This is a genomic window from Octadecabacter dasysiphoniae, from assembly GCF_021532615.1.
GTDB lineage: Bacteria > Pseudomonadota > Alphaproteobacteria > Rhodobacterales > Rhodobacteraceae > Octadecabacter > Octadecabacter dasysiphoniae.
Genome location: NZ_JAKGAQ010000002.1, coordinates 1,031,511 through 1,055,890 on the forward strand (window position 1 = coordinate 1,031,511; position 24,380 = coordinate 1,055,890).

Genomic DNA, 24,380 nt, shown 5'->3' on the forward strand with positions numbered 1-24,380 from the left:
CGCGCCCCAGATGCACAGCCATACCAGACCCATACCCGACCCATACCAAACCCATACGCCGGTTTCGCGGGGTGCGCACAATGGTTAACGCCCCGTGGCTGCACATCGTCGGCATCGGCGAAGACGGAATGGACGGGCTGACCCCTGTGACCCGCGCCGTGGTCGAAGCCGCCGAAGTCATCGTTGGTGGCGACCGCCATCACACCCTATCCGTCAACCCTGACGCTGAACGCATCGCATGGCCATCGCCCTTTGATGCGATGATTACCACCTTGGAATCATTGAAAAATCGCCGCGCGGTGGTGCTCGTGACAGGCGATCCGCTGTGGTTTTCTGTCGGTGCCCGCATTGGCCGCGCCATCCCAGCCGATCAACTTGTGTACCACCCGCAACTTAGCGCGTTTCAGCTCGCCTCTGCGCGCATGGGCTGGTCGCTGGCCGATGTTGAAACCCTGACGGTGCATGGCCGCCCGGTTGAACAAATGATCGCGTTTATCCAGCCAGATCAACGCCTTATCGTCCTGACCACGGGCGCCGAAACCCCCGCCCAGATCGCTAAATTCCTGACAGATCGCGGCTTTGGCAACTCAAAACTAACCGTCCTCGCCGCGATGGGTGGTGAACGCGAACAACGCTTTGATGGCACCGCGAACGACTGGTCCCACACCGTTCCCGCCTTCAACACGCTGTGCATTGACTGCATCGCTGCCCCTGATGCTGCCCTTCTCCCCCGCGTGCCCGGCCTCGCCGATGCGCTGTTCATCTCTGACGGCACCATGACCAAACAAGAGGTCCGCGCCGCCACCGTCGCCAAACTCATGCCCATGCGTGGCGCGCTGCTCTGGGACATCGGAACAGGCTGTGGGTCAGTGGCCATCGAATGGATGCGCGCCGCCCGTTATGCCCGTGCCATCGGCATTGAACCGCGCGCAGACCGCCGCGCCATGGCGGCACAAAATGCCCTCGCCCTTGGTGCGCCTAAGCTGGAATTGATCGACGGAACAGTGCCTTACGCCCTTGAAAACCTCGACGCGCCTGATGCGGTTTTCATCGGCGGCGGCCTGTCGCGTGATACGTTTAACGCCGCCTTCGCCGCCCTGCGCCCGCTTGGCCGTCTGGTCGCCAACGCGGTGACACTGGAATCCGAGGCCGAACTGATCGCCCTGCACCGCGATCACGGCGGCGACCTTGTGAAAATCCAAACCCACCGCGCCGAACCCGTCGGCCGCCTTACAGGATGGCGCCCCTCGATGCCCGTCACACAATGGAGCGTGATCAAGCGATGACCGGAACCCTCTACGGCGTCGGCCTCGGCCCCGGCGATCCTGAATTAATCACATTGAAAGCCGCACGGCTTATACAGGGCGCGACGACCATCGCCTATCCGACCCTTGCTGGCGGCGACAGCTTTGCACGCGCCATCGCCGCCGATCTGATCCGTGACACCGCGCACGAGATCAAGATGGACGTCCCCATGACGACCGACCGCGCCCCCGCGCAAGCCGCATACGATCAAGGCGCTGAAAACATTGCAAAAACCCTTGATGCAGGCGAAGACGTGGTCTGCCTGTGCGAAGGTGATCCATTCTTTTACGGATCGTTCATGTATCTTAACGCACGGTTAACGTCCCGCTACACCGTCAAAGTGATCCCCGGCGTGACTTCTGTCACCGCCTGCGCCGCTGAGGCGGGCCGCCCGCTGGTCGCACGCAACGAACGCCTCACCGTTTTGCCCGGCCCCATGGACGAGGCTGAATTGCGCGATCGCATCGCTGGCGCAGAGGCCGTGGCCATCATGAAGGTCGGGCGGCATCTGCCCAAAATCCGCGCCGTCATCGACGACCTCGGCCTGACCGATTGCGCATCTTATATCGAACGCGCAACGCTGCCCGAACAGGTGGTGGTTCCGCTGTCACAAGCGCCTGAAAAGGCGCCCTATTTTTCAATGATCCTTCTCACGAAAGGGGCCGATCCATGGCTCTAAATCCAGTTGTCCTCGCCCTGTCCAAATCGGGCGAATCCACCGCGCACGCCATCGCAAAGGCGCTCAATTGCGCGGTGCATGGCCGCAAGGATCGCGTCGTCGCGGCCGATGCCTTCTTTGACAACGCCCTTGATCATACCCGCGATCTTTTCGCCGCTGGCACGCCCATTATCGGCGTTTGTGCCTCCGGTATTTTGATCCGTGGGGTTGCATCGCTGCTCAACGATAAAACCACGGAACCCCCTGTTATTTCTGTCTCTGATGATGGTGCGGTCGTTGTTCCGCTGCTCGGCGGGCACCGCGGCGCGAACCGCCTTTCCAAACAGATCGCGGACGCGCTGAACGGCACCGCAGCTGTTACAACCGCAGGCGATATCGCCCTTGGCGTGGCCTTGGATGAACCGCCCCTTGGCTACCGTGTGTCGGCGCCAGAAAACGCCAAATCCGTGATGGCGGGGCTGTTGAACGGCGATGCCTATACCTTGACGGGTGACGCCCCGTGGCTCGCCCATATGGCAGACCTTCCCAACGTCACCACGGCCCCTGCACGCGATGCGCCAACGCTTGGATCATTGCCCTGCCAGTTGTCGGCGAATGACGGTGATGCCGTCCTTGGATTTCACCGCCAAGACATCGCGCTGGGCGTTGGCTGCGCACGCGACACGAACCCCGAAGACCTTTGGGCGTTGGTCAAAGACACCCTCGCCAGCGCTAACATCTTGGCCGAAAGCATCGCCTGCGTTGCGTCGCTTGATCTGAAGGCCGACGAAGTCGCGATGAACGTGGTCGCCGCCCGCCTCGGCGTGCCCTACCGCGTGTTCACCGCCGCTGAGCTTGAGGCAGAGGCACCGCGCCTGAAAACCCCGTCCGACGTGGTCTTCGCTGAGGTCGGGTGCCATGGCGTATCCGAAGGCGCAGCCCTTGCCGCCGCTGGCCCCGAAAGCCGCCTGATCGTTGCCAAACAAAAGACCGCCAATGCGACCTGCGCCATCGCGCTGTCACCAAACCCGATCACGCAGCAGCGTGGCCGCCCCCGCGGCCGTTTGTCCGTTGTTGGCATCGGACCGGGCCAAGCCGCATGGCGCACACCAGAAGTATCGCGCCTTGTTGCAGACGCCGAAGAACTGGTCGGATACGGTTTGTATATTGATCTCCTCGGCCCGCTGGCCGCAGGCAAGATCCGCAGCGATTTCCCGTTGGGCGGCGAAGAAGCGCGCTGTCGCTACGCACTGGAACAGGCCGCGTTGGGCAAGAACGTCGCGCTGGTGTGTTCGGGTGATGCGGGCATCTACGCCATGGGCGCGCTTGTGTTCGAACTGCTGGATCGCGGCCCTGACGAAGAAGGCGTCAGCGATGCTGCGCGCCGTGTTGACGTTGTCTGCTCCCCCGGTGTGTCGGCGTTGCAAGGGGCCGCCGCCCGCGCTGGCGCACCCTTGGGCCATGATTTTTGCACCATCAGCCTTTCGGATTTGTTGACCCCACGCGACGATATCATCCGCCGCCTGAACGCTGCCGCGCAGGGCGATTTTGTCATTGCGTTCTACAATCCCGTGTCCAAAACCCGCCGCACCCTGCTGGCCGAGGCACGTGACATCCTGCTGCAACATCGCCCCGCAGACACGCCCGTTATGCTGGCGTCCAATCTGGGCCGCCCGACAGAACTGGTCCGCTATCGTCGCCTTGACGAACTTGAGGTGGACGAGGTCGACATGCTGACCGTCGTCCTTATCGGCTCGTCCAACAGCCGCCTTGCCCAACTTGGCAGCGGTCCGCGCATGTTCACCCCACGCGGGTACGCCCGCAAGATTGACGGCGATTTGACTGACAAACGCCACGACCCCTACGAACCGGAGACCGCATAATGACCGTCTATTTCATCGGCGCAGGGCCGGGCGATCCTGAACTTCTCACGCTCAAGGCCGCGCGCCTGATTAAGGCCTGCCCAGTGTGTTTATATGCAGGCAGCTTGGTGCCCGAACAGGTCGTCGCCATCGCGCCCGAGGGTGCAAAGGTCATGGACACGGCGCCGATGAACCTTGATGAAACCCACGCCGAAATCGTGGCCGCCCACGCCAAAGGGCAAGACGTCGCGCGGGTGCATTCCGGTGATCCGTCGCTTTACGGGGCCATCGCAGAACAAATCCGCCGCCTTAAGGGCGAAGACATCCCCTACGAAATTATTCCCGGCGTGCCCGCCTATACCGCCGCCGCCGCTGCGCTGGGGCAGGAATTGACGGTGCCAGAAGTTGCGCAGTCTATCGTGCTGACTCGCATGTCGATGAAATCGACGGGCATGCCTGCGGGTGAAACGCTGGACAATTTTGGGCGTACGGGCACGACGCTGGCCATTCACCTTGGCATTCGTGCCCTGCGTGAAATCGAACGCCAATTGATCCCCCATTACGGGGCTGATTGTCCTGTCGCCGTGATCTACCGTGTCGGTTGGCCCGACCAGTTGATTATTCGCGGCACGCTGTCCGATATTCGCGCCAAGGTGCGGGATGCCAAAATCACCAGAACAGCACTGATTCTATTGGGGCCGGCCCTGTCGGATGATCACGGGTTTCCGGATTCCGCGCTTTATGATGCCGCAAAGCCGCACGTCCTGCGCCCCAAAGTCAAAGCATAGTTGATCCGCCGCAGTGCAGCAGCCCTGATGCCGCATCGCGGCGGATTTGTTAACTTGACCGTAACCAGCTTTGCGCCATTCTTTGACGTGGATGGAGACTTAAAATGCTGGAATCACTGCCACAATCGATCTGGAATGAACTGCACGCCGCCCAATCAAAGGCCGCAGCGAAAAAGACACGTCTTCGGGTCGAAGCGAATGGCGAAAGCTACCGCATTGAACGTCTAACATCCGAAGGTTTCGCGCTTGATGTGGTTGATGCGCCAAAGCTGCGCGGGCTTGTCGATATTTTCGACGGTGGTCGCCACCTTAGCCAGTGCCTTATCGTGGCCGCGTCCCAAGACGGCGATCAGATGGTATATGATTTCAAACGCAACACCGCCGCGGGGGACGGTGCTCCGCTCGATTTTGCGCGCGCTGACGATGCGCCGATCGCTTTGTTGGGCCGTTAAACTACTGCAAATCACCAAAGGCGCGTGTCAGGCGGTCAACCGCCTCTTGGACCTGCGCGCGCGGGGCTGCGAAGTTGAACCGCAGGAATGTATCGCCACCTGATCCGAACGTCGGGCCATGGTTCGCGGCGATCTTGGCATCCTGTTCAACGCGCGCTGTGAAATCTTGCCGCGTCATGCCCGTGCCCGCAAAATCCACCCACGCCAGATAGGTTGATTCCAAATTCATCGACGCCAGACCCGGAATGGCATTAACCCCCGCATCAAACAGCTGCCGGTTGCCATCCAGATAGGTGCGTAAATCGTCAACCCAAACAGCGCCTTCGGGTGAATAGGCGGCCTCTGCCATGAACAGTCCGAACGAATTGGGCGACAGCCCCATCGCGGCCATCCGCGCCCCGAACTGCGCGCGCAAATCAGGATCTTCGACAATCACATTGCCACTGTGCGACCCTGCAATGTTGAACGTCTTGGTGGTGGCCGTCATCATCACCAAACGGTCCTCGATCCCTTCGATATGGGCCATCGGGATGTGCTTGTTGGCACCAAACGTCAGATCGTGGTGGATTTCATCGGACACCAGAATCAGGCTGTGGCGTTTGGCAAATGCGGCAACCGCCTGCAATTCGCCCCGCGTCCAGACACGCCCACCGGGGTTGTGGGGCGAACACAGGATCACCATGCGTTCATTGCCCGTCATCTGCGCATCGTAGGCGTCAAAATCAAATTCGTAACGCCCGTTGTCGTTGACCAGCGGACATTCAACAACCTTGCGACCAGCGGCGTTAATCACCTTTGCAAAGGCGTGATAAACGGGCGTGAACAACACCACACCGTCATCCGGCTTTGTGAAGGCATCCACACACATCGCGGTGCCATTCACCAAACCATGGGTCGTGAAAATCCAGGACGGGTCAATTTTCCAGCCATGGCGCGTGTCCATCCACCACTGGATCGCTGCCAGATATTTGCTCTCGTCGCCAAAATACCCGTAAACACCGTGGTCATACATCGCCTTGACCGCGTCCTGAACACATTGGGGCGGTTTGAATTCCATATCCGCCACCCACATCGCGATACCCTCTTTGGCATCCACGCCGTAAATCGGCTCCATCCCGTCCCATTTCACACAATGGGTGCCGCGGCGGTTGATCGGGGTGTCGAAACTCATAAGCATTCTCCTTTGGGATACGCTACCGCGTAGGACACTGGGTGCAAGCCAATGTTGCACCGCTGCAAACTTCGTCCTACATGACCCCCATGACCAAACGATCTATCCTCCTTCACCCCGATCCGCGCCTTAAGGCGACGTGCGATCCTGTGGCAACTTTCGACAAAGACTTGCGGGTCTTGGCCGATGATATGCTTGAAACCATGTATGACGCGCCGGGCATCGGTCTGGCCGCACCGCAGGTCGGTGTGATGCACCAGATGCTGGTGATGGATTGCGTCAAGGATGACATGGCAACGCCCGAACCGATGGTGCTGATCAACCCGCGCGTCATTGAAACGTCCGAGGAACGCAGCATCTACGACGAGGGCTGCCTGTCGATCCCCGAGATTTACGCAGAGGTTGAACGCCCCGCACGGGTCAAGGTTGAATGGCTCGATCTGGACGGCAAAACCATCCAAGAAGAATTCGACGGCCTTTGGGCAACCTGCGTACAGCACGAAATCGACCACCTGAACGGCAAGCTGTTTATCGACTACCTCAAACCGCTGAAACGTCAGATGATCACGCGCAAAATGCAAAAGCTCAAGCGCGAGATCGCCAGAGGATTATAGCGTGGCAACACGTTCCATCCGTCTTTGGCCCGATCCTGTTTTGACGCAGCCTTGCGCGCGGATTGATCTTGATGATCCCGCCTTGCCCGATCTTGTCCAAGACTTGTTTGACACGATGTACGCCGCCAAGGGCCGTGGCCTTGCCGCGCCTCAAATCGGGGTTTTGAAAAACGTCTTTGTTGTCGATGTGACGTGGAAAGAAGGCACGCCAGACCCGCGCGCCTTCATCAATCCACGCGCGTTTGCCGTCATGGGGGATGACCTCACTTTGGATGAGCAATGCCTGTCGATCCCCGGTCTTCCAATGCAAGTGACGCGCTTGGATCTGGTCGAACTCGGGTGGGATAATCTGGACGGATCATACAGCCATGCCCCCTTTGACGGGATGTTTGCCCGATGCATCCAGCATGAATTTGATCACCTGAACGGCACCGTCATTTTCGACCATCAAACGCCAGATGCCCGCGCCCAATTGGAAGCCCAATATGCCCCATAGACCCTTCGTGCCTTATCCGGCAAAAGTCCTGCGCACCAAAGCAGCAGACGTTGGCGCGATCACCGACGACATCCGCGCGTTGTGGGATGAAATGATCGAAGCGATGGACGCGATGCCCGGTGTCGGCCTTGCCGCGCCGCAACTTGGCGTGTCTTTGCGCCTTGCGGTGGTGGATGCATCAGACAAACGTGGGCAGGCGATCCGCATGGCGAACCCGACCATTCTGCACGCGTCTCAAGAACTGCGCCTGCATGAAGAAGCCTCGCCTAATTTGCCAGGTGTCGCGGCCGGATTGGAACGCCCCCGCGCTGTGACGGTGCGGTTCATGAATGAAGCGGGTGTTTATGATCGCCGTGATTTTGTCGGGCTTTGGGCGACCAGCGTGCAGCACCAGATCGATCATCTGGATGGCAAAATGTATTTTGACCGCCTAAGCCGCACCAAGCGCGATATGTTGATCAAGAAGGCGCAAAAAATAAGGGCCTGAGCCCGCCGTTGATTGGCCCTTCGGGGAGAGTTTATTGGCCTAGATGAAGGAGCAAGACATGCGCATCGTTTTTATGGGGACACCTGATTTTTCAGTGCCTGTTCTGGATGCCTTGGTCGATGCAGGCCATGATATTTGCGCCGTCTATTCCCAGCCACCCCGCCCGGCGGGCCGCGGAAAGAAAGACCGCGCAAGCCCGGTGCAGTCGCGGGCGGAAGCATTGGGGTTATCGGTGCGCCATCCCGTATCCCTCAAGACTGAAGACGCGCTGGCGGATTTTCAAAACCTGAACGCCGACATCGCAGTTGTGGTCGCCTACGGGTTGATCCTGCCCCGATCGATCCTTGATGCGCCCACCCACGGCTGTCTGAATATTCATGCATCCCTGTTGCCACGCTGGCGCGGTGCGGCCCCGATCCACCGCGCGATCATGGCGGGGGATGCGCAAACGGGTGTGTGCATCATGCAGATGGAGGCGGGGCTGGACACCGGACCCGTTCTTTTGCGCAAAGACACGGAGATCAATGCAGGTGAAACAACGGGCGAATTGCACGACCGGTTGAGCGATATGGGTGCGGCGGCCATTGTTGAGGCCATCGCCAATCTGGCTAATTTAATCCCGACGCCCCAGCCAGAGGACGGCGTGACCTACGCCAGCAAGATCGACAAAGCCGAGGCCCGTGTGGATTGGTCTAAGTCTGCGGTAGAGGTCGCGAATTTGATCAACGGATTGTCCCCGTTTCCGGGCGCATGGTCAGACGCAGAGGGTGAGCGAATCAAATTCCTGCAAGCCAGCCCCGTCGCGAAAGATATCCCCGCAGGTCAGATCAGGGCCACATCAGAGGGGCTATGTGTCGGGACGGGGGACGGGGCGGTTAACATCCGCGACCTTCAGCGCGCAGGCAAAAAACCGGCAAATGCGCGCGATGTTCTGCTGGGGTGGACACCGCCGGAAACCTTTACCTAAACGCGGGGTGGGCGGCTTTTGTAGACGGGCAACCGCCACCCGAACGCCAAAGCACCGCCGCGCAGAACGAACGTCACGACAGCGCAGGCGATCAACGCCAAGCCGAGAGGTTCGCCCAAAGTCAGCACGATCAACGCCGCGCCCGCACCTGCCAGCGCGCAGGTCACATAGGGTTCGCCCTGCTTCAAAACCAGCGGGACTTCGTTGCACACCACATCGCGCATCAATCCGCCAAAACAGCCCGTCGCGACGCCCATGATCAGTACAATCGGCCATGCGACCCCAACGCTGAGCGCGGCGCCCACACCAGCGGGTACTGCAACCGCCAGCGCCACGGCATCAAGCCAAAAAATAGCCTTTTGACGCGATTCCAACACGTGGGCCGTGAAGAACACGAACATCGCCGCACCACTGGCCACGACCACAAAAGACGGCTCCGTCACCCAAAACACCCCGCGATCTAGGATCACATCGCGCACCGTGCCCCCGCCAACAGCCGTCAGGCAGGCGACAAAAACAAAGCCGACAATATCAAGCTGTGAACGGCTCGCGACCAAGGCGCCCGTCAGTGCAAAGATGAACACAGACGCATAATCAAGGACGAGAACCCAGCTCATTTTGTGGGTTTGAACGGGGCCATGCCCGCGCGTGCCAGCTCGTCTGCGCGCTCGTTCTCGGGGTGGCCTGCGTGCCCTTTGACCCATTCCCACGTTACGTCATGGCGCGTGCGGGCTTCATCCAGACGTTGCCAAAGATCGATGTTCTTGATCTCTCCGCCTTTCTTTTTCCAGCCCTTTGCTTTCCAGCTGTAAATCCATTTGGTGATCCCGTCCTTGACGTAGGAACTGTCTGTTACGACGGTCACGGTGGACGGCGCGGATAGGGCTTCCAGCGCGTTGATCGCGGCCAGCAATTCCATGCGGTTGTTGGTCGTGTGGGCCTCTCCGCCCTTCAAATCGCGTTCTTTCACAACGACATCGCCGTCGCGCGCGATCAGCACCGCGCCCCATCCGCCGGGGCCGGGGTTTCCGCTACAGGCACCGTCTGTGTAGGCGTATAAATCAGGCATTGGCGACCTTCGATAAAATCACAATCCAGGGGTCATCCGTCCCCGCGAGGCCGACTTCGTGACCTGTCATGATGGTCTGAATGTCAAACCCTGCGCCATTCAATAATGCGCTCAACTCATCCTGTGTCACAAAGGTATACTTGCGGTTTATGTGGTCCCGTGTGGTGCCTGTGCCGGTCTTCATTCCGATGTGAAACGTGCCGTTCGGGCGCAGCGCAGTGGCAATCGCGGCCAGATAGTCAGGCAGTTTATCGCGAGGGGCATGCAGCAGCGAAAAGTTCGCCCAGATGCCATCGTAATCCGCCTTCGCGTTCAGATCATCAAACGTACCCAGCCGTGCAGTGACGCCGTTTACGTGTGCGGCAACGCGGATCATTTCGGGGGATGCGTCCATGGCGTCCACGTCCAGCCCAGCGGCCAGCATATGGCGCGATGCACCCGCCGTACCGCAGCCCAGATCCAGAACGCGGCCGCCTGTTGGCACAGCCTCGATAAAGCGGCGCACATGCGCACCGGGCTTTGAGTCCGTGTCGAAATGCTTGGCGTATTCAGCGGCCTTTTCGTTGTAGACGGCAATGGTTTTGTGATCGACCGTCATAACACCACCGGAAGCAAACACATGATCACAACTCCTGTTAAAAGCACCCGCAGTGTCATCCACCAGCGTGGGGCCAATCCCCACGTCCAAAACGCAAAATCAAGAACCAGTAAAGCAACAAACCCCGCGATGAGGTTCATTCCCGCCGAAACGGGCCCGCCGCCAATCATGAAAAACGCCCAAAGGGCAGGGAGGACAGACAACGCATATCCCGTTGCCGCCTGACCGCCGTCCGCCCTGGTGGCAAACCCCCACAACACGCCGGACATAAACGACAAGATCACAGTGCCATAAGCCAGACCGACATAGGGCCCCAAAAACCGGGGGCCGATCATGTTTAGCGTCAGGTCAGCCGCGGCAACGCTGTAGATCGTCACTACGCCCCAGACGAACGGCAGCAATCCGGCAAGGCCAAGGATCAAGGCCGATTTAGGAATATCACGGATCATGCCCGTTCAAACGCCAGTTTCAGTGCCAATGCGCCAAATACGGCGGCGAATGTCCGGCTCATCCATGCCATTGCCCGTTCGCTCGCCAGTAGCCAGTCGCGGACCAAAGCAGCGAACAACCCGTAAAGGCAAAACACACCAAACGTCATGGCCATGAAAACACCCCCCATCATCACCATTTCCTGTGTCGCGGTTGCGGTTTCACCGCTTAGAAACGGGGGCAACAGCGCCAGAAAGAAGATCGACAATTTGGGGTTCAGAATGTTGATCAGTGCGCCGCGTTTGGCGATCCTCAGGCCTGCTTCGCGGGTTCTGTTCGGATCAACCGCCAGCGCCCCGCCAGCGCGCAACGCCCCATAGGCGAGCCATATCAAATACGCCACGCCGGCGAACTTCACGATATTGAACAGCACCGCCGACGTGTGCAGAACCGCCGCCAAGCCAAGGGTTGCGGCCAGCAAGTGCGGCACAATCCCGATGGTGCACCCCAATGCGGCCCAAAGTGCGGCACGCGGGCCTTGCCCCAAACCCAACGCGAGCGTGTAAACAACGCCTGTTCCGGGCACCAGAACGACGACCAGCGCCGTCAACAAAAACTGTGCTGTGATCACGCCGTTTCCCTCAGCACCCGTGGTACTTTGAATTCCACGTTCTCCACGGCGGTTTCGACCTGTTCGACGGTCACATCATAGCGGTTTTTGAACGCATCAATCACTTCGTTGATCAACACCTCGGGCGCGCTTGCCCCGGCGGTGATGCCGATGGACGTGATCCCGTCCAGCGCGCGCCAATCGATATCGGCCCCGCGCATCACCAGTTGCGAATAGTCACAGCCCGCTTTGCGCCCGACCTCGACCAGACGTTGCGAATTGGATGAATTTGGCGCGCCCACGACCAGCATGGCGTCTGCCTTCGGGGCCATCGCCTTTACCGCTTCTTGACGGTTCGTGGTGGCATAACAAATGTCTTCTTTGTGCGGGCCCACGATTGCGGGGAACCGCCCGTTCAGCGCGGCCACGATGTCGACAGTATCATCCACCGAAAGCGTTGTTTGCGTGACAAATGCCAGCTTGGACGGATCGCGCACCTCAACCGTTGCGACGTCTTCAACTGTTTCCACCAGTACAACCTCACCCTCGGGCAATTGCCCCATTGTGCCGACCGTTTCGGGGTGGCCTTCGTGTCCGATCATAATCATCTGCAACCCGTTGTCCGCGTGGCGCTGGGCCTCAATGTGGACCTTGGACACAAGCGGGCAGGTGGCATCGACAAACACCATTTCACGCTTGGCGGCGGCGGCTGGAACAGCCTTGGGGACACCGTGGGCGGAAAAGATCACGGGGCGGTCATTGGGGCATTCGTCCAGTTCTTCGACAAACACGGCACCCTTCGCCTTCAGGTCATCAACGACGTATTTGTTGTGCACAATCTCATGGCGCACAAAAACCGGCGCGCCCCATTTTTCCAAGGCCAGCTCAACGATCTTGATGGCGCGGTCCACACCGGCGCAAAACCCGCGCGGGGCAGCCAGATACAGCGTGAGGGGGGGCTTGGTCATGTGCAAATCTCCGTTGGTGCGAACTTAATCGCGCGGCGCTGCCACGTCCAGAGCATGAAAGAAAAACGGGCGCCTGTTAAGGCGCCCGATTGTTTATTCTTCTTCGTCCGACATGGCCGGTTCACCGCCAACGGCAGGGGCTTCGCGCGGTTCACGCGGGGGGCGGCCAATGACGTCACGCAATTCATCGAGTTCGATAAAGTTGTCGCACTGGCGGCGCAGTTCGTCTGCGATCATGGGCGGCTGGCTACGGATCGTGCTGACGACAGACACCCGCACGCCTTTGCGTTGCAGGGCTTCGATCAACGGGCGGAAATCGCCATCACCGGAAAAGATCACGATGTGATCCACGTGCGGCGCAAGTTCCATCGCATCCACGGCCAATTCGATGTCCATGTTGCCTTTGATTTTACGGCGCCCCATAGAATCCGTGAATTCTTTGGCGGGCTTTGTGACCATCGTGAAACCGTTGTAGTGCAGCCAATCAACCAACGGGCGGATCGGTGAATACTCGTCGTTTTCCAAAAGCGCCGTGTAATAAAACGCCCGCAGCATTTTTCCTCGGCGCATGAATTCGGCGCGCAGTAGCTTGTAGTCGACATCAAACCCGAGCGACTTTGCGGCCGCGTACAGATTCGAACCATCGATGAAGAGAGCAAGCCTCTCATCACGATAAAACATGAAATAAAGTCCTTTCAAATATGCAAGACCGATGGGAACGTGTGTGAGTGGTTATTCCGATCGAGCAATTTCAATTTAGGGGATTTACTTTATGTCGCAAGGCCCGCAACCCCGAAACGGCGATATCGCGCTTGTCGCGGTCGGAAGCAACGCAACGTCGGATGCAGGTGACCCGCGCGCCACGGTGCTGTCGGCACTGGCCCGGTTGCGGGACACGTTCGGCAATGTCCTGACGAGCAACCTATATCAAACGCCCGCTTTTCCAGTGGATTCCGGCCCTGATTTCGTCAACGCGGCTTGCGCGTTTCGCAGCGAAGTTGGGCCCCGCGACCTTCTTGAAACCCTCCATCAGATCGAAGCGTCCTTTGGCCGTACGCGAACCCTGCGATGGGGCCAACGCACGCTTGATCTTGATTTAATCGCCTGTGGCGACCGGATTGAACCGGATATCGCTGGGTTTGATCACTGGAAATCCCTGCCGATCGAAGCCCAGAAAACCCGAACGCCCGACCGGTTGATTTTGCCTCATCCACGGCTTCAGGACCGCCCGTTTGTGCTGGTGCCCCTGGCAGATGTCGCGCCGGATTGGTGCCATCCGGTGTTGAACCTGACCGTTACCCAAATGATCGCCACCTTTACGTCTGGCGACGTCGCGCAAATCCGCAGCATATAAGGGCGGGAATCGCTTGTCTTATACGTGTCAAGGGACTAAGTACGCGTTTCAGACAGACCCTTACCGACTGATTTTAGGAGTGCCCCATGGCCCGCGTGACCGTTGAAGACTGCGTTGACAAGGTTCCGAACCGCTTTGAACTGGTGATGCTTGCCGCACACCGGGCACGTGAAATTTCTGCCGGTGGCGCGCTGACAGTCAGCCGCGACAACGACAAGAACCCTGTTGTTTCCCTGCGCGAAATCGCGGAAGAAACCCAGACAGCGGACGATCTGCGCGAACGTATGATCGAAGCAAACCAGACCCAAATCGAAGTGGACGAGCCTGAAGAAGACTCAATGGCGCTTTTGATGGGCGGCGGTTCCCCCGAGGCAGACAAACCTGCCGAGGACGACCTGTCCGAGGAAAAGTTGCTGCGCGCTTTGATGGAAGCCCAAGGGCAAAAGTAATAGGATGGCATCAGCCGTATGATCACGTCCGACGATCTGATCGCGCTGGTTCGCTCCTATAATCCTAAAACCAATGCTAAAATGCTGGCGGATGCCTTTGTCTATGGCGCCGCCATGCACGAAGGCCAATTCCGCCATTCCGGTGAACCCTATTTCACCCACCCTGTTGCTGTGGCCTATATTCTGGCTGAACAGCAGATGGACGACGCCACGCTGATTACGGCGCTGCTGCACGACACCATTGAAGACACCGGCACCACCTATGCCGAAGTCGAAAAACGGTTCAGCAAAGAAATCGCCGAACTGGTCGACGGCGTGACAAAGCTGACGAACCTGCAACTCAACTCGTCCGAAACCAAGCAGGCCGAAAATTTCCGCAAACTGTTCATGGCGACGTCCCGCGATTTGCGTGTGACTTTGGTCAAGCTCGCCGACCGTCTGCACAACATGCGCACGATCAAATCCATGCGCGAAGAAAAGCAGGCCCAAAAAGCGCGTGAAACCATGGATATCTATGCCCCGCTGGCGGGCCGTATGGGTATGCAGTGGATGCGTGAAGAACTCGAAGACCTCGCGTTTCGTGTGCTAAATCCCGAAGGGCGCAATTCCATCATCCGCCGTTTCATCACGCTGCAACGGGAAACCGGCGACGTCGTGGAAAAGATCCAGACCGATATGGAACACGAGATGGACAAGGCGGGCCTTGCCGTGGACATCTACGGGCGGGCGAAAAAACCCTATTCGATCTGGCGCAAGATGCAGGAAAAGGAACAGGGGTTTTCCCGCCTGTCCGACATCTACGGCTTTCGCATCATCACCCAGACCGAAGCTGAATGTTACGCCGCGCTGGGCGCGATCCACCAACGCTGGTTCGCCGTACCGGGCCGATTTAAGGATTACATCAGCCAACCGAAATCCAACGGATATCGCAGCCTGCACACCACTGTTTCAGGCCGTGATGGCAAACGCGTCGAAGTGCAAATCAGAACCGTCGAAATGCACGAAGTCGCCGAAGCCGGCGTCGCAGCACATTGGTCCTACCGCGAAGGTGTGCGGGTTGAAAACCGCTTTGCCGTTGACCCAGCCCGTTGGATTGCGCAGCTTACCGAACGCCTTGATGAGGATCACGACCACGGCGAATTCCTCGATATGGTCAAACTGGAAATGTATCAGGACCAAGTGTTCTGCTTCACGCCCAAGGGTGACGTCATCAAGTTGCCCCGTGGCGCGACCCCGATTGATTTCGCCTATGCGATCCACACCCGTATTGGCGCCGCCTGCGTCGGGGCAAAGATCGACGGGCTGCGCGTACCGCTCTGGACCCGGGTGAAAAACGGCCAGTCGGTCGAAGTCATCACCGCAGAAGGCCAAACGCCGCAAGCGACATGGATCGACATTGCCGTGACGGGCCGCGCCAAAACTGCCATCCGCAAAGCCCTGCGCGAAGAAGACCGTGAACGGTTCATCCGGTTGGGCCGTGAACTTGTCCGCGTGTCGTTTGAAAACGTCGGCAAGAACCCGACTGACAAGGCGCTAAAAACTGCGGGAAAATCCCTCGGCCTTGGTAATGTGGACGACCTGCTTGAACGTGTCGGTGCTGCTGAAATCACATCCCGCGAAGTCGTGACAGCCGTTTACCCCGGCCTCGCGAAATCCGCTGGAAACGAAATTGATGCACGCCGCGCCGTCATCGGGCTTGCCGCGGATCAAACCCACCGCCGCGCCCAATGCTGCCAACCGATCCCCGGCGAACGCATTGTTGGCATCACATATCGCGGCCAAGGTGTTGTTGTGCACGCGATTGATTGTGATGTGCTGGCCACGCTTGAAGATCAGCCCGAACGCTGGATTGATCTGAACTGGCAAGAAGGCACACACTCGGCTGACAACACGATTACGCTGGAAATGACGATCACGAATGACGCGGGCGTCTTGGGCCGCATCTGCACGATGATTGGCGAAAATGACGCCAATATTTCCGATCTGCAATTTATTGATCGCAAACCGGATTACTACAGACTGCTGATCGAGGTTGACCTGCGCGACATAGAACATATGCACATCATAATGACCGCGCTTGAGGCCGACAGTAACGTCGCCTCGATCCAGCGGCACCGTGATCCGGATCGCGCCGGACAGGTCCAACGACAAAGCTAACAGCCGAATTTTTCAATTCGGCGGCAAAGGGTGGAAGAACAGGTGGTTTTCCGACGCAGAGACAGACGGCCCCTATGGCGCGTCCTGCTGGAATTGCTTTGGCCGCGCGGCGGTTGGGGCCGTGCCGCGCAATACGTCCGCCACCGTGTGCGCCGCCTACCCGACACGCCCGAAAAAATTTCGCGCGGGATTTGGGCTGGCGTGTTTACCACCTTTTGCCCGTTTTACGGCCTGCATTTTTTTATCGCCGCCGGCATCGCGATGATTATGCGTGGCAATATCCTTGCGGCGTTGATGGCCACGTTCTTTGGCAATCCGCTGACCTATGTCCCAATCGCATGGGCATCTTTGACAACGGGGCACTGGCTGCTGGGCACCCGCATGGACAGCGCTTTGCTGGATGCCCCGAGGGGCCGCGACTTTTGCGGCATCGGATGCCAGTTTAACAACGCGTTCAACGACTTATGGCATAACTTCATGGCCATCTTTACGGATGAACGCATGGATTGGCACGGCCTGGCTGATTTCTACCGAGAGGTATTTTACCCCTACCTGATCGGCGGAATCCTTCCCGGTATCTTCACTGCGACGATTGCTTATTATCTGTCCGTGCCAGTGATCAAGGCCTATCAGAACCGCCGCCGCAAACGTCTGCGCGACAAACTTGCGCAGCTAAAGAATCCGGCTGACGGCGGATAATCCTTCGGCTAGACTTAAGTCCAACGATAGGGGGTTCTTATGTCCAAACTACGACTCGGCGTAAACATCGACCACGTGGCAACCGTGCGAAATGCGCGCGGCGGCAACACGCCTGATCCCACGCGCGCGGCCATTTTGGCGCAAGATGCGGGCGCGGATGGCATCACCGCGCACCTGCGCGAAGACCGCCGCCACATTGGCGATGCTGACATCGAATCGCTGATGGACGCGCTGACTGTGCCTTTGAATTTCGAAATGGCCGCCACTGACGAAATGCAAAAGATCGCCCTGCGCCACAAACCTCACGCCGTCTGCATCGTTCCTGAAAAACGCGAAGAACGCACGACCGAAGGCGGCCTTGAGGTCGCGCGCGAAGAAAACCAGCTGGCCCATTTCATCGCGCCCCTGCGGGATGCGGGGTGCCGCGTGTCGATCTTTATCGCCGCTGACCAGCGCCAGATCGAAGCCGCCCATCGCATCGGCGCGCAAGTGATTGAGCTGCACACCGGCGCCTACTGTGATGCCCACGCGGAGGGTGATTTCGAAAAACGAGACGTCGAACTTGAAAAAATGCGCGCCATGTCGACATTCGCCTATGACCTCGGGCTTGAAGTCCACGCAGGCCACGGACTGACCTATGATTGCGTCAAACCCGTCGCGGCCTTTCCAGAGGTGATGGAGCTCAACATCGGGCATTTTCTTATTGGCGAATCCATTTTCCGTGGCCTCGCGCCTGCAATGGCCGAAATGCGCCGTCTGATGGACGAGGCCCGCGCCCATCAGGTTCAACAAAGCCAATAGAACCACCCCGAAAGGTCGCCATGATTTATCACGCCGTTTACCTATCGCTGACTGAAACAGCTGACCGGCATGAACTGGCATCGGTGATGTCGGGCCTCGAAAATCTTTTGGGGCAGATCGATGGATTTGTCGCCTTCCATCACGGACCCAACATCGACGCCGAAGGAAAATCACCCGAGGCGCACTACGGGTTTCACGGCCTATATGACGACCGCGCAGCGCTCGATCTTTATGCCGCTGATCCGCGCCATCAGGCATTGGGCGCGCGACTTGTGGCCTTGTGCGGCGGCGCAGATGGGATCAAGGTCTACGACATAGAAACCGCGAAAGACCCCTGATGCGCTTTGTTTTGATGGCCCTGATCACGCTTTTGGCTTCGCCTGCATTGGCGCAGGTCGCGATGCCGTGCGATTGGCAAGCCCGCGCGGATGCTATCGTTGAACCATGGGAAGACAACTCTGCCAGCTTCGCGAATGGCGCTGTGCGCGTCGCGCTGTTGGACACCATCGAACCCGCAGCGGGGGCGGCCTATCTGCTTTTCCTGCATCCCCCCATGGATGAGGTCGGCGGGCGCACGTGCACGGTGGTCGGGCTTGATGAAAGTCTTGGCTATGCGGCCATATTTTTTGAAGAACTTAAGGCCGACTACAACGCAGCCACGGGCCTGACGTTCACCGTTCCGACAATCATTTACCTCCCTGAACAAAACTTCCAGAATTCGGCCCTTTTGTCGATTTCAGTGAACCAGTCCAGCGGTGACGTCACCGTAAATCAGGCCCTCGGAAATGAGTGATTTTTTGTTCCCATTGCCCCTGATCCTGCTGGGTTGGGCCATCGGCGGCGGCAGCCCTGGCCCTGCGACGTTGGCGATTTCCGGCACATCCATGGCGCACGGGCGCAGCATGGGGTTGCGGTTGGCATTTGGCGTCGTCATTGGATCGGCGACATGGGGTATCGCAGCCGCCCTCGGGTTTTCGGCCATCATGATAAGTAACGTCTGGCTGTTCGAAACCGTGCGATATGCTGGCGCGGCCTATCTTCTTTATCTTGCGGTGAAATCTTTGCACGCCGCATGGGTTGGACAGGCCGCAAAAGCCCCGCAAGCCACCCGAATTGGTGCATTTGGCAAGGGTCTGACATTGCATTTAACCAACCCCAAGGCCGTCCTTGGATGGGGGGCGATCTATGCCGTTGTGATGACACCGGACGCGCAACCTATGTCTGTGGCGCTGCTGTTTTGCGCGCTAATCTCAACCTCCGCTGTCGTATTCCTCGGCTATGCTGTGCTGTTTTCATCCGCCCCCATCGCGCGCGGATACGCACGGTTAAGCCGCTGGTTCAACTTGGCGTTTGGCATCTTGTTTGGCGCGGCTTCGCTCAAACTTCTAACGACAAAGCTGACCCCATGATCCTTGGCATTGGGACCGACCTTGCGAATATCGAACGCATCCAAGGCACCTTGGATCGATTTGGCGACAGATTTCGCAACCGTGTGTTCACCGATGTCGAACAGCGCAAGGCGGAAAACCGCAAGGACATCGCAGGCACCTATGCCAAACGCTGGGCCGCGAAAGAGGCCTGTTCAAAAGCGCTCGGTACGGGGCTGCGCATGGGGATTTCGTGGAAAGACATGGCCGTCAGCAACCTGCGCACGGGCCAACCTGTGATGGTGGTAACAGGCTGGGCGGCGGAACGGCTCGCTTCGATGACACCACCGGATCATGAAGCGATCATTCACGTCACCCTGACCGACGATCATCCATGGGCGCAGGCCTTTGTTGTGATCGAGGCACGCCCCCAATCGGGTTGACTTGGCCCCGCCACACGCGCACATAACCCCAACTTTTGTTGGCGAAATAGACGTGAGGGCGACCCTGTGTGGGCATCCATTAAAGAAACAGTAAAAACAGTGGTTTACGCACTGCTCATCGCAGGCGTGTTTCGCACACTGCTGTTTCAACCGTTTTGGATTCCGTCGGGATCGATGAAGGAAACGCTGTTGATCGGCGATTTCCTGTTCGTCAACAAAATGGCCTACGGATATTCTTATGCGTCTTGCCCGTCGATTATCATCCCGCGTGCCGGCATCAATGTCGACGCTGAGGACTTCTGCGGCGTGTTCAAAGGCGGCAATGATCGTCTGTTCGGATCCGAACCTGAGCGCGGCGATGTCGTCGTGTTCCGCCATCCCGTGACGGGCAGCGATTTCATCAAACGTGTGATCGGCCTGCCGGGTGACACAATCCAGATGCAGGACGGCGTGATCATCCTCAATGGCACCCCCGTTCCGCAGGTCGATGCGGGCCTGTTTTCCGAAACCATGGAACATCAAGGCGGGCAGGGAAATTTGCCTCGTTGCACCAACGGTGCGGTTGGCCTTGGGGCGGAATGCCTGAAACAGCGCGCTGTTGAAACGCTGCCCAACGGTGTCGAATACACGGTGCTGAACATCGGCAATCGTGACCTCGACAACACGGGCATCTTCACCGTTCCCGACGGCCAGTTTTTCTTTATGGGCGACAACCGCGATAATTCTTCTGACAGTCGTGTGCCGCAAATTTCGCGCGGTGTTGGCTTTGTGCCTTACGAAGACATTGTCGGGCGGGCAGATCGCATCATGTTCTCATCCGCTGGTCGTTCGCTCCTGTGGTTCTGGGAATGGCGCTCGGATCGTTATTTCAAGGCGATCGAGTGAAACTTTCGTCCCAACTCAACGCGTTCCAGGACAGGCTTGGCCATACCTTTGACAAACCCGAACACCTGATCCGTTCGGTTACCCATTCGTCCATGTCCACGCCCCATCGTGACGACAACCAACGCCTTGAATTCCTTGGGGATCGGGTGCTTGGGCTGGTCATGTCCGAGGCCTTGTTGAACGCTGATCCAAACGCCGCCGAAGGTCTGTTGGCCCCGCGATTTAATGCACTCGTGCGCAAAGAAACCTGCGCCGATGTGGCCCGCCAAATTGATCTTGGCGCGGTGCTGAAATTGGGCCGTTCCGAAATGCTGACAGGTGGGCGGCGCAAAGAAGCCCTGCTTGCCGACGCAATGGAAGCCGTGATCGCCGCCGTATACCTCGACGCGGGATTTGACGCTGCGCGTAAGTTGATCGTTACCCTTTGGGGCGCACGGATTACAGACGTCGAAGCGGACGCCCGTGACGCCAAGACCGCCCTACAAGAATGGGCGCAAGGGCAGGGCGAACCGCCCCCTAAATACACCGAAATCGCACGGTCCGGTCCCGACCACGCCCCGATATTTACCATTCAAGCGCAGTTGCAATCGGGGGCGTCTGAACAGGCGCAAGCCCCCAGCAAACGCCAAGCTGAACAAGCCGCCGCCAAGGCCCTATTGGCCCGCGTGCAAGGAGAGACGTCATGACTGACACACCACAACGCGCCGGATTTGTCGCCCTCATCGGGGAACCGAACGCAGGTAAATCAACCCTGCTGAACCGTATGGTTGGCGCGAAAGTGTCCATCGTGACGCATAAAGTGCAAACAACCCGCGCCCGTATCCGTGGCGTCGCGATTGAGGGCCAAAGCCAGATCGTTTTCGTCGACACGCCCGGCCTGTTCGCCCCCAAACGCCGGCTAGATCGCGCGATGGTCGCCGCCGCGTGGGGCGGGGTGTCTGATGCCGATGTTGTCGTGCTAATGATCGAAGCGCACCGTGGAATCACCAAGGGTGTTGAAGCAATTTTGGAACGTCTCAGCGACGTCGCAAAAGGGCGCACCGTCGCGCTGGCCATCAATAAAATCGACCGCGTTGAAGCCCCCGTACTGCTTGGCCTGACCCAAGAGATGAACGAACGCTTCCCGTTCGTTGAAACCTTCCTGATCTCAGCCGAAAAGGGCCACGGCGCGAACACTTTGCGCAAATGGCTGGCAGATCGGATGCCCGAAGAACCGTGGCTTTACCCAGAAGACCAGATCGCCGATTTGCCCATGCGCATGATCGCCGCAGAAATCACCCGCGAAAAGCTGACCCTGCGTTTGCATCAGGAACTGCCCTACCAGCTGACGGTTGAAACCGAAAACTGGGAAGAACGCAAAGACGGATCCTGCAAAGTGGACCAGATCGTTTATGTCATGCGCGACGGGCACAAAGGCATCGTGCTGGGCAACCGCGGTGAAACGATCAAAGCCGTCGGCAAAGCCGCGCGCGAAGAATTGGTCGAATTTCTAGGGCGCAAGGTTCATTTGTTTATCCAAGTCAAAGTCCGCCCCGGCTGGCTTGAAGAATCCGAACGGTATTCTGAAATGGGCCTCAACTTCAAAGACGGAAACGAATGACCCCGCGCCTGACATCCGAAGTTTGGGTGTCAGCCTATTTGACGCGGCTCCGGCTTGTGGAAATTCCCGCGTTTGTTGTCCGAAAGGGCGACGCAACGGCGGGATCTGTGATCGTAAAGCTCAACACGCTCGACGGTCAGGCCTGCGCGTTTCAGCGCCAGTTCGATCTGATGTCAGGGGCGCGGGAATGGGCCGTTCTGTCCGAAGGGCCAGAGGATGATGTGGACGCGTCCCTCGCCAAACAATCCAGCTTTGACCCCGACCTTTGGGTGATCGAGGTTGAGGACCGACAGGGCCGTCATTTGCTAGATGATCCGTCTTTGGCCTAGTGTCGCAGCATGATTGAATGGCGCGACGAAGGGGCTTTGCTGAAGGTCCGCAAACACGGCGAAAATTCCGCGATAATTGAGGTGTTTACCGAAACCCACGGTAAGGCCGCTGGCGTTGTGCGCGGCGGTACCAGCCGCAAAATTGCGCCCATGTTGCAGCCCGGTGCGCAGTTGGACGTCACGTGGAAAGCGCGTCTCGACAGTCATTTGGGCAGTTTCACGATCGAACCTGTGCGCAGTCGTGCCGCGCAGGTGATGCAGGATCGATTGGCGCTTGCGGGGCTGAACGCGGTGACAGGGTTGTTGTCTTTTGTGTTGCCCGAACGTGAAACGCATCCGCCGCTTTATGCCCGCACGATCGCGTTGTTGGATCTGTTGGGCCAAACCGACATCTGGCCGCTCGCCTATCTGCAATGGGAAGTCGCGCTGCTGGAAGAAATGGGCTTTGCGCTCGATCTGTCTGCCTGCGCCGTGTCTGGGTTGAACGATGATTTGTTTTACGTATCACCGCGCACGGGCCGCGCAGTGTCGCGCATGGCGGCGGGCGATTGGGCCGACAGGCTGTTACCCTTGCCCCACGTGCTGCTTGGCAAAGGTGATGCCGATGTCGAACAGATTGTGATTGCTCTCAAGACGACGGGGCACTTTTTGCACAACCACCTTGCCAAATCATTGGGGGACCGCACCTTGCCAGAAGCGCGCCATCGATTGATTGAGGTCTTGAACCGGATCGCTTAGCGCGCCGCGAACACCATCTTTTGGCCCACCGAATTGGACAGGATCAACGTCGTTCCCGATGCTTCGGACAACGTCATCCCCTCAAGCGCGTTAAAGAATGCGGTTTCCAGCGCAAGGTCCGGACAGGCCATGCGCGTGGCGCCGATCCCCTCAAGGGCGAACCATGGATAGGGCACCGTCTGGGTGGCAAAATAGCTGTTGCACGGCGCACGCCCAACGACGCGGCCTTCTTCCGGGAACGCGATTGTGGCGGCAGCGGTGAACGGAATACCGTTCATTTCGATCAGGTGAAATTCGCTTAGCGGATCGACGAATTTCGAAATGCTCTCGTCGCGCGCACAGGCTGACAACGCGGTGGCCATAATAAGAAAGGGTATGATTTTGAACATGATGCTTACGTATCTCGCATGGTGCGTTGAAAGTAGGGGAGAATCTTTACCAAAACGTCATCCCGTGGTTTTCTGTCTCTGATATTAGGAGAACACTATGATTGTTGAATTTGCATTAACCCTAACCTTTTCCCTGCCCAATTCTGCGCCGCCTGTTGTCCACGTCGAATTCACACAACCTGTTCGGCAGGTCGTAACCTATCCGCCAGAAGGTGTGCTGAACCAGTTGAGCGGCCTGACCTTGCCCGAACGCCCGTTTCAGGAATTTCAGGAAAATTTCGTTGCTGGCCAACCTTATTTTGGGGCTTTCGCGATTACCAAGGATTTCGGGTATGGCTACGTGACGGGCGCAAATTCGCTTGAGGCAGCCCGCGAAATCGCGCTTGAGGAATGCCTAAAGCAGGGCCCACGGTGTCTGATCTACGCTGAAATTTTGCCGCAGGGCTACGTCCCGTTGGAAGACGGTCAAATCAGCCTCGCACCCGAAGCGGGGAATTACTACAACAACCCCGATCCCACATGGGGCAATTACCGCGCCATGGCGATCAGCGAAGACGGGGCATATTCGGTCGTGTGGAACTACGGATCACCGCGCGAAGCATCTGACGCAGCCCTGTCCGACTGCGCGGATTACGTCATCACCGATCTGCCGGAACTGCGCCCGATGCCGTGTATGCTGATCCCGTTCAAATAGG

33 protein-coding genes are annotated in these 24,380 nt (G+C 58.4%); 24 read left to right on the top strand and 9 right to left on the bottom strand.

Features of this window, described 5'->3' with window-relative positions; all coding sequences use genetic code 11:
• The first annotated feature begins 80 nt into the window (after nt 1-80).
• The 5 genes from cbiE to L0664_RS12100 all read left to right on the top strand — a co-directional run bounded on the left by cbiE (nt 81) and on the right by L0664_RS12100 (nt 5,065).
• The gene (cbiE, locus tag L0664_RS12080; protein ID WP_235226103.1) at nt 81-1,286 is read left to right on the top strand and encodes a precorrin-6y C5,15-methyltransferase (decarboxylating) subunit CbiE; all 1,206 of its coding nucleotides are present in this window, start codon (nt 81-83) and stop codon (nt 1,284-1,286) included.
• Nucleotides 1,283-1,984 (top strand): precorrin-2 C(20)-methyltransferase, encoded by a 702-nt coding sequence (cobI, locus tag L0664_RS12085; RefSeq protein ID WP_235226104.1) that lies wholly within the window; start codon nt 1,283-1,285, stop codon nt 1,982-1,984. Before cbiE ends, cobI begins: the two co-directional genes overlap by 4 nt.
• Nucleotides 1,975-3,846 (top strand): precorrin-3B C(17)-methyltransferase, encoded by a 1,872-nt coding sequence (gene cobJ, locus L0664_RS12090; protein ID WP_235226105.1) that lies wholly within the window; start codon nt 1,975-1,977, stop codon nt 3,844-3,846. Before cobI ends, cobJ begins: the two co-directional genes overlap by 10 nt.
• Complete coding sequence (cobM, locus tag L0664_RS12095; RefSeq protein ID WP_235226106.1) at nt 3,846-4,613, top strand: precorrin-4 C(11)-methyltransferase; 768 nt, start codon at nt 3,846-3,848, stop codon at nt 4,611-4,613. The genes cobJ and cobM overlap by 1 nt, the downstream gene beginning before the upstream one ends.
• A gap of 104 nt (nt 4,614-4,717) precedes the next feature.
• Nucleotides 4,718-5,065, top strand: coding sequence for a hypothetical protein (locus L0664_RS12100; RefSeq protein WP_235226107.1), 348 nt, complete (start codon nt 4,718-4,720; stop codon nt 5,063-5,065).
• Between the two features lies 1 nt (nt 5,066).
• On the opposite strand, the gene L0664_RS12105 is transcribed toward L0664_RS12100, so the two are convergent.
• Nucleotides 5,067-6,236 carry a MalY/PatB family protein gene (locus tag L0664_RS12105; protein ID WP_235226108.1) on the bottom strand — a complete coding sequence of 390 codons (1,170 nt, stop codon included), beginning with the start codon at nt 6,234-6,236 and terminating at the stop codon, nt 5,067-5,069.
• An 89-nt stretch (nt 6,237-6,325) separates the two neighbouring features.
• On the opposite strand from L0664_RS12105, the gene def (L0664_RS12110) reads away from it, so the two are divergent.
• The 4 genes from def (L0664_RS12110) to fmt are packed head-to-tail and all read left to right on the top strand — an operon-like array spanning nt 6,326 to nt 8,800.
• Nucleotides 6,326-6,850 carry a peptide deformylase gene (def, locus tag L0664_RS12110; RefSeq protein ID WP_235226109.1) on the top strand — a complete coding sequence of 175 codons (525 nt, stop codon included), beginning with the start codon at nt 6,326-6,328 and terminating at the stop codon, nt 6,848-6,850.
• Between the two features lies 1 nt (nt 6,851).
• The gene (gene def, locus L0664_RS12115; protein ID WP_235226110.1) at nt 6,852-7,346 is read left to right on the top strand and encodes a peptide deformylase; all 495 of its coding nucleotides are present in this window, start codon (nt 6,852-6,854) and stop codon (nt 7,344-7,346) included.
• A complete protein-coding gene (gene def, locus L0664_RS12120) occupies nt 7,336-7,833 on the top strand; it encodes a peptide deformylase (RefSeq protein ID WP_235226111.1) in 498 nt (165 codons plus the stop codon). The genes def (L0664_RS12115) and def (L0664_RS12120) overlap by 11 nt, the downstream gene beginning before the upstream one ends.
• 58 nt (nt 7,834-7,891) lie before the next feature.
• Complete coding sequence (fmt, locus tag L0664_RS12125; protein WP_235226112.1) at nt 7,892-8,800, top strand: methionyl-tRNA formyltransferase; 909 nt, start codon at nt 7,892-7,894, stop codon at nt 8,798-8,800.
• Here the strand turns inward: fmt and L0664_RS12130 are convergent.
• The 7 genes from L0664_RS12130 to L0664_RS12160 form a co-directional block, all read right to left on the bottom strand.
• Nucleotides 8,797-9,417 carry a trimeric intracellular cation channel family protein gene (locus L0664_RS12130; protein WP_235226113.1) on the bottom strand — a complete coding sequence of 207 codons (621 nt, stop codon included), beginning with the start codon at nt 9,415-9,417 and terminating at the stop codon, nt 8,797-8,799. The two genes, fmt and L0664_RS12130, sit on opposite strands and share 4 nt — an antisense overlap.
• A complete protein-coding gene (gene rnhA / locus L0664_RS12135; RefSeq protein ID WP_235226114.1) occupies nt 9,414-9,869 on the bottom strand; it encodes a ribonuclease HI in 456 nt (151 codons plus the stop codon). Before rnhA ends, L0664_RS12130 begins: the two co-directional genes overlap by 4 nt.
• On the bottom strand, nt 9,862-10,467 hold the full coding sequence (locus tag L0664_RS12140; RefSeq protein ID WP_235226115.1) for a class I SAM-dependent DNA methyltransferase: 606 nt from the start codon (nt 10,465-10,467) through the stop codon (nt 9,862-9,864). The genes rnhA and L0664_RS12140 overlap by 8 nt, the downstream gene beginning before the upstream one ends.
• Nucleotides 10,464-10,913 carry a DUF3429 domain-containing protein gene (locus L0664_RS12145; RefSeq protein WP_235226194.1) on the bottom strand — a complete coding sequence of 150 codons (450 nt, stop codon included), beginning with the start codon at nt 10,911-10,913 and terminating at the stop codon, nt 10,464-10,466. Before L0664_RS12145 ends, L0664_RS12140 begins: the two co-directional genes overlap by 4 nt.
• Nucleotides 10,913-11,527, bottom strand: coding sequence for a LysE family translocator (locus L0664_RS12150; RefSeq protein WP_235226116.1), 615 nt, complete (start codon nt 11,525-11,527; stop codon nt 10,913-10,915). Before L0664_RS12150 ends, L0664_RS12145 begins: the two co-directional genes overlap by 1 nt.
• Nucleotides 11,524-12,474: a 4-hydroxy-3-methylbut-2-enyl diphosphate reductase gene (ispH, locus tag L0664_RS12155; protein WP_235226117.1), complete on the bottom strand. Its 951-nt coding sequence runs from the start codon at nt 12,472-12,474 to the stop codon at nt 11,524-11,526. Before ispH ends, L0664_RS12150 begins: the two co-directional genes overlap by 4 nt.
• A 93-nt stretch (nt 12,475-12,567) precedes the next feature.
• The gene (locus L0664_RS12160) at nt 12,568-13,155 is read right to left on the bottom strand and encodes a LabA-like NYN domain-containing protein (RefSeq protein WP_235226118.1); all 588 of its coding nucleotides are present in this window, start codon (nt 13,153-13,155) and stop codon (nt 12,568-12,570) included.
• Between the two features lie 91 nt (nt 13,156-13,246).
• On the opposite strand from L0664_RS12160, the gene folK reads away from it, so the two are divergent.
• The 14 genes from folK (at nt 13,247) to recO (ending at nt 23,296) form a co-directional block, all read left to right on the top strand.
• The gene (gene folK, locus L0664_RS12165; protein WP_235226119.1) at nt 13,247-13,828 is read left to right on the top strand and encodes a 2-amino-4-hydroxy-6-hydroxymethyldihydropteridine diphosphokinase; all 582 of its coding nucleotides are present in this window, start codon (nt 13,247-13,249) and stop codon (nt 13,826-13,828) included.
• Nucleotides 13,829-13,914: 86 nt separating this feature from the next.
• Nucleotides 13,915-14,277, top strand: a complete 363-nt coding sequence (gene rpoZ, locus L0664_RS12170; RefSeq protein WP_049833230.1) for a DNA-directed RNA polymerase subunit omega — start codon at nt 13,915-13,917, stop codon at nt 14,275-14,277.
• Nucleotides 14,278-14,295: 18 nt separating this feature from the next.
• Nucleotides 14,296-16,434 (top strand): RelA/SpoT family protein, encoded by a 2,139-nt coding sequence (locus L0664_RS12175; RefSeq protein WP_235226120.1) that lies wholly within the window; start codon nt 14,296-14,298, stop codon nt 16,432-16,434.
• A 42-nt stretch (nt 16,435-16,476) separates the two neighbouring features.
• Entirely contained in the window at nt 16,477-17,133 is a 657-nt protein-coding gene (locus L0664_RS12180) for a DUF2062 domain-containing protein (RefSeq protein ID WP_235226121.1), read from the top strand.
• A gap of 39 nt (nt 17,134-17,172) precedes the next feature.
• Nucleotides 17,173-17,934 (top strand): pyridoxine 5'-phosphate synthase, encoded by a 762-nt coding sequence (locus L0664_RS12185; protein WP_235226122.1) that lies wholly within the window; start codon nt 17,173-17,175, stop codon nt 17,932-17,934.
• 20 nt (nt 17,935-17,954) lie between these two features.
• Nucleotides 17,955-18,272 carry a Dabb family protein gene (locus tag L0664_RS12190; protein WP_235226123.1) on the top strand — a complete coding sequence of 106 codons (318 nt, stop codon included), beginning with the start codon at nt 17,955-17,957 and terminating at the stop codon, nt 18,270-18,272.
• Entirely contained in the window at nt 18,272-18,727 is a 456-nt protein-coding gene (locus L0664_RS12195) for a hypothetical protein (protein ID WP_235226124.1), read from the top strand. Before L0664_RS12190 ends, L0664_RS12195 begins: the two co-directional genes overlap by 1 nt.
• Complete coding sequence (locus L0664_RS12200) at nt 18,720-19,343, top strand: LysE family transporter (protein ID WP_235226125.1); 624 nt, start codon at nt 18,720-18,722, stop codon at nt 19,341-19,343. Before L0664_RS12195 ends, L0664_RS12200 begins: the two co-directional genes overlap by 8 nt.
• Nucleotides 19,340-19,744 (top strand): holo-ACP synthase, encoded by a 405-nt coding sequence (gene acpS / locus L0664_RS12205; RefSeq protein ID WP_235226126.1) that lies wholly within the window; start codon nt 19,340-19,342, stop codon nt 19,742-19,744. Before L0664_RS12200 ends, acpS begins: the two co-directional genes overlap by 4 nt.
• Before the next feature lie 66 nt (nt 19,745-19,810).
• On the top strand, nt 19,811-20,629 hold the full coding sequence (lepB, locus tag L0664_RS12210) for a signal peptidase I (RefSeq protein ID WP_235226127.1): 819 nt from the start codon (nt 19,811-19,813) through the stop codon (nt 20,627-20,629).
• Nucleotides 20,626-21,315 (top strand): ribonuclease III, encoded by a 690-nt coding sequence (gene rnc / locus L0664_RS12215; RefSeq protein ID WP_235226128.1) that lies wholly within the window; start codon nt 20,626-20,628, stop codon nt 21,313-21,315. Before lepB ends, rnc begins: the two co-directional genes overlap by 4 nt.
• A complete protein-coding gene (gene era / locus L0664_RS12220; protein WP_235226129.1) occupies nt 21,312-22,229 on the top strand; it encodes a GTPase Era in 918 nt (305 codons plus the stop codon). The genes rnc and era overlap by 4 nt, the downstream gene beginning before the upstream one ends.
• Nucleotides 22,226-22,558, top strand: coding sequence for a DUF1491 family protein (locus L0664_RS12225; RefSeq protein WP_235226130.1), 333 nt, complete (start codon nt 22,226-22,228; stop codon nt 22,556-22,558). Before era ends, L0664_RS12225 begins: the two co-directional genes overlap by 4 nt.
• Before the next feature lie 9 nt (nt 22,559-22,567).
• On the top strand, nt 22,568-23,296 hold the full coding sequence (gene recO / locus L0664_RS12230) for a DNA repair protein RecO (RefSeq protein ID WP_235226131.1): 729 nt from the start codon (nt 22,568-22,570) through the stop codon (nt 23,294-23,296).
• Here the strand turns inward: recO and L0664_RS12235 are convergent.
• A complete protein-coding gene (locus L0664_RS12235) occupies nt 23,293-23,685 on the bottom strand; it encodes an META domain-containing protein (RefSeq protein ID WP_235226132.1) in 393 nt (130 codons plus the stop codon). The two genes, recO and L0664_RS12235, sit on opposite strands and share 4 nt — an antisense overlap.
• A 97-nt stretch (nt 23,686-23,782) precedes the next feature.
• Between L0664_RS12235 and L0664_RS12240 the strand changes: the two genes are divergently transcribed.
• The gene (locus tag L0664_RS12240) at nt 23,783-24,379 is read left to right on the top strand and encodes a DUF4189 domain-containing protein (protein WP_235226133.1); all 597 of its coding nucleotides are present in this window, start codon (nt 23,783-23,785) and stop codon (nt 24,377-24,379) included.
• Nucleotide 24,380 lies beyond the last annotated feature (1 nt).

What these genes read in the sequence shown, in the direction of transcription:
- cbiE (WP_235226103.1), top strand. Translation starts at nt 81, where the DNA reads ATGGTTAACGCCCCGTGGCTGCACATCGTCGGCATCGGCGAAGACGGA.
- cobI (WP_235226104.1), top strand. Translation starts at nt 1,283, where the DNA reads ATGACCGGAACCCTCTACGGCGTCGGCCTCGGCCCCGGCGATCCTGAA.
- cobJ (WP_235226105.1), top strand. Translation starts at nt 1,975, where the DNA reads ATGGCTCTAAATCCAGTTGTCCTCGCCCTGTCCAAATCGGGCGAATCC.
- cobM (WP_235226106.1), top strand. Translation starts at nt 3,846, where the DNA reads ATGACCGTCTATTTCATCGGCGCAGGGCCGGGCGATCCTGAACTTCTC.
- L0664_RS12100 (WP_235226107.1), top strand. Translation starts at nt 4,718, where the DNA reads ATGCTGGAATCACTGCCACAATCGATCTGGAATGAACTGCACGCCGCC.
- L0664_RS12105 (WP_235226108.1), bottom strand. Translation starts at nt 6,236, where the DNA reads ATGAGTTTCGACACCCCGATCAACCGCCGCGGCACCCATTGTGTGAAA.
- def (WP_235226109.1), top strand. Translation starts at nt 6,326, where the DNA reads ATGACCAAACGATCTATCCTCCTTCACCCCGATCCGCGCCTTAAGGCG.
- def (WP_235226111.1), top strand. Translation starts at nt 7,336, where the DNA reads ATGCCCCATAGACCCTTCGTGCCTTATCCGGCAAAAGTCCTGCGCACC.
- fmt (WP_235226112.1), top strand. Translation starts at nt 7,892, where the DNA reads ATGCGCATCGTTTTTATGGGGACACCTGATTTTTCAGTGCCTGTTCTG.
- L0664_RS12130 (WP_235226113.1), bottom strand. Translation starts at nt 9,417, where the DNA reads ATGAGCTGGGTTCTCGTCCTTGATTATGCGTCTGTGTTCATCTTTGCA.
- rnhA (WP_235226114.1), bottom strand. Translation starts at nt 9,869, where the DNA reads ATGCCTGATTTATACGCCTACACAGACGGTGCCTGTAGCGGAAACCCC.
- L0664_RS12140 (WP_235226115.1), bottom strand. Translation starts at nt 10,467, where the DNA reads ATGACGGTCGATCACAAAACCATTGCCGTCTACAACGAAAAGGCCGCT.
- ispH (WP_235226117.1), bottom strand. Translation starts at nt 12,474, where the DNA reads ATGACCAAGCCCCCCCTCACGCTGTATCTGGCTGCCCCGCGCGGGTTT.
- L0664_RS12160 (WP_235226118.1), bottom strand. Translation starts at nt 13,155, where the DNA reads ATGTTTTATCGTGATGAGAGGCTTGCTCTCTTCATCGATGGTTCGAAT.
- folK (WP_235226119.1), top strand. Translation starts at nt 13,247, where the DNA reads ATGTCGCAAGGCCCGCAACCCCGAAACGGCGATATCGCGCTTGTCGCG.
- rpoZ (WP_049833230.1), top strand. Translation starts at nt 13,915, where the DNA reads ATGGCCCGCGTGACCGTTGAAGACTGCGTTGACAAGGTTCCGAACCGC.
- L0664_RS12175 (WP_235226120.1), top strand. Translation starts at nt 14,296, where the DNA reads ATGATCACGTCCGACGATCTGATCGCGCTGGTTCGCTCCTATAATCCT.
- L0664_RS12185 (WP_235226122.1), top strand. Translation starts at nt 17,173, where the DNA reads ATGTCCAAACTACGACTCGGCGTAAACATCGACCACGTGGCAACCGTG.
- L0664_RS12190 (WP_235226123.1), top strand. Translation starts at nt 17,955, where the DNA reads ATGATTTATCACGCCGTTTACCTATCGCTGACTGAAACAGCTGACCGG.
- L0664_RS12195 (WP_235226124.1), top strand. Translation starts at nt 18,272, where the DNA reads ATGCGCTTTGTTTTGATGGCCCTGATCACGCTTTTGGCTTCGCCTGCA.
- L0664_RS12200 (WP_235226125.1), top strand. Translation starts at nt 18,720, where the DNA reads ATGAGTGATTTTTTGTTCCCATTGCCCCTGATCCTGCTGGGTTGGGCC.
- acpS (WP_235226126.1), top strand. Translation starts at nt 19,340, where the DNA reads ATGATCCTTGGCATTGGGACCGACCTTGCGAATATCGAACGCATCCAA.
- era (WP_235226129.1), top strand. Translation starts at nt 21,312, where the DNA reads ATGACTGACACACCACAACGCGCCGGATTTGTCGCCCTCATCGGGGAA.
- L0664_RS12225 (WP_235226130.1), top strand. Translation starts at nt 22,226, where the DNA reads ATGACCCCGCGCCTGACATCCGAAGTTTGGGTGTCAGCCTATTTGACG.
- recO (WP_235226131.1), top strand. Translation starts at nt 22,568, where the DNA reads ATGATTGAATGGCGCGACGAAGGGGCTTTGCTGAAGGTCCGCAAACAC.
- L0664_RS12235 (WP_235226132.1), bottom strand. Translation starts at nt 23,685, where the DNA reads ATGTTCAAAATCATACCCTTTCTTATTATGGCCACCGCGTTGTCAGCC.
- L0664_RS12240 (WP_235226133.1), top strand. Translation starts at nt 23,783, where the DNA reads ATGATTGTTGAATTTGCATTAACCCTAACCTTTTCCCTGCCCAATTCT.